The following is a 1,808-nucleotide window of genomic DNA, read 5'->3' as shown; positions in this document are numbered from 1 at the left end:
ACATACGCATCGATATTTCTTTCGCTCATTTTTTTTCTTAGCTTTTCTAATCTTTCTGTAATCATAAATTACCTCCTCGTAGTTATAATAATTATATCATTTTTGCAGTTTATTGGACTAAAAAAAATTTATAAATTTATCATTCGCATCAAAAATATTTTGTGCCATTTTTTGATTTTGCTGTTTTATAATAATTATTTTCATGTTCTTCGTTATTAAATTTCTGATTTATGGTATCATTAATATATGACAGAAATCATTTAAGGAAAATAGGAATATATGTTAAGAGAAGCGACTTTAAAAGATATAGAAAAGTATTTGAACTTTTCATATAATTTATCACAAGATTTGACAACTTCAGCATTTCCAACTTATTTGGATGGTATCAAGACTAAAAATGATTTTTACAAATTAGCATATTCATCATTTTCGAAATCAAATTCAAAAATACTCTTATTTATAAATAATGATGAAGTGTTAGGTTGGATTGATTTTTATTGGATTGAACAAGACCATTATTTAGGTTTTAATGTATTTAATATTCAAAATAATCAACACGAAGCTATTAAAGAATTTATTGAATTTTCAAAATCCAGATATCCAAACTATACGATTTATTTTGGTTTTCCTTCAGATAATACACTAAGTATTGAGTATTTAAAAAGTATAGATTCAGAAAAAATTGACGAAAACTACGTATACACTTTAAATTTTGAAAAATATTCTCCTTTAGAATGTGATGGAGACATAGTTAGTGTTAATATTGAGAATTGGAATGATTTTCGAAATTTACATGATAAAACAAGTGATATTTACTGGAATTCCGATAGACTTTTCAACGCTTTAAATTCAAAGTCAAATAAGAAATGGAATATTTTTTTATATTACGAAAAAAACATTTTAAAAGGATGTATTTATTTTGTGTACACGCCTTTACTAATGGAAATTTTCGGGATTGATTATAAGGATGATTTTGACGAAAATATAATGCGAAGTTTATTGATTAAATGCTTGAATACATCAAAGTTAGATAATCAAAAACATACTACATTTTTTGTTGAAGAAAAGGAAAGAAAAATAGTTGAAAGTGTGGGTTTTAATTTCATAACGAAGTATGAATTGTATACTATTAGTTTAACCGATTAAATGTATAATTTTAAGGAGGGTTTTTATGCTTGAGTTTTTGAAAAAGGGAGTTTTTAGTGGAACTGATGAGTTTTTAGAGCAAAATAGTAAATTGATTTTGAAAACTTCAGAAAAAACATTCGACTCTCCCCTATTCGATATAGTTTTAGATGAGATAGACAAGATTTCAGAAGATGCATTAAGAAATTACAAGGAAGTGAGATCTGGTAAGAAGACTTACTTTTTCTCGTTGGAATTTGTGGGCGAAAGTTTCATTCAAGCGACTTTTATTCCTGCTGCTGATGAATGTATCTATCATATTGAATATATGAAAGACATATCTGACAGTTTGGTGAAAATAGTCGATGATGTGAGTGTCGAAGACACGAAGGATTTGTTCAAGGACTTTTATAATAAAAAGCCTTTGAGTGATGATTTTGATTGGGAAGATATGAGTATTTAAGGAGGTTTTATGGCTAGATCAATTTTAATTTACAATATGCCTGAAAATATTAAAGAATTTTTGGTGATAGAATCTGAAAAGCACAATTTTGAAATAATCGAATGTGACGATTCTGATTTGTGCACTAAAATATCTGTGCTTTTAAAAGAAGAAGACGGTGACAAAATTGAATGTGCTGAAGAAGGTGTGGATATTAATTTTCTTATGATTAATAAATTCA

2 protein-coding genes and 1 pseudogene are annotated in these 1,808 nt (G+C 26.8%); all 3 read left to right on the top strand.

Annotation, left to right across the window (positions count from 1 at the left end):
- Window positions 1–279: 279 nt before the first annotated feature.
- The gene (locus KHW44_RS09290) at window positions 280–1,146 is read left to right on the top strand and encodes a hypothetical protein (protein WP_304068795.1); all 867 of its coding nucleotides are present in this window, start codon (window positions 280–282) and stop codon (window positions 1,144–1,146) included.
- A 25-nt stretch (window positions 1,147–1,171) separates the two neighbouring features.
- Entirely contained in the window at window positions 1,172–1,588 is a 417-nt protein-coding gene (locus KHW44_RS09285; protein ID WP_304068793.1) for a hypothetical protein, read from the top strand.
- A gap of 9 nt (window positions 1,589–1,597) precedes the next feature.
- Window positions 1,598–1,808: pseudogene (locus KHW44_RS09280) on the top strand (DUF3783 domain-containing protein); the annotation flags it as partial.

It is taken from the genome of Finegoldia magna, from assembly GCF_018371055.1.
GTDB lineage: Bacteria > Bacillota > Clostridia > Tissierellales > Peptoniphilaceae > Finegoldia > Finegoldia magna_I.
Note: the sequence above shows the minus strand (reverse complement) of the source record. Positions and strands in the feature narration are given on the sequence as shown.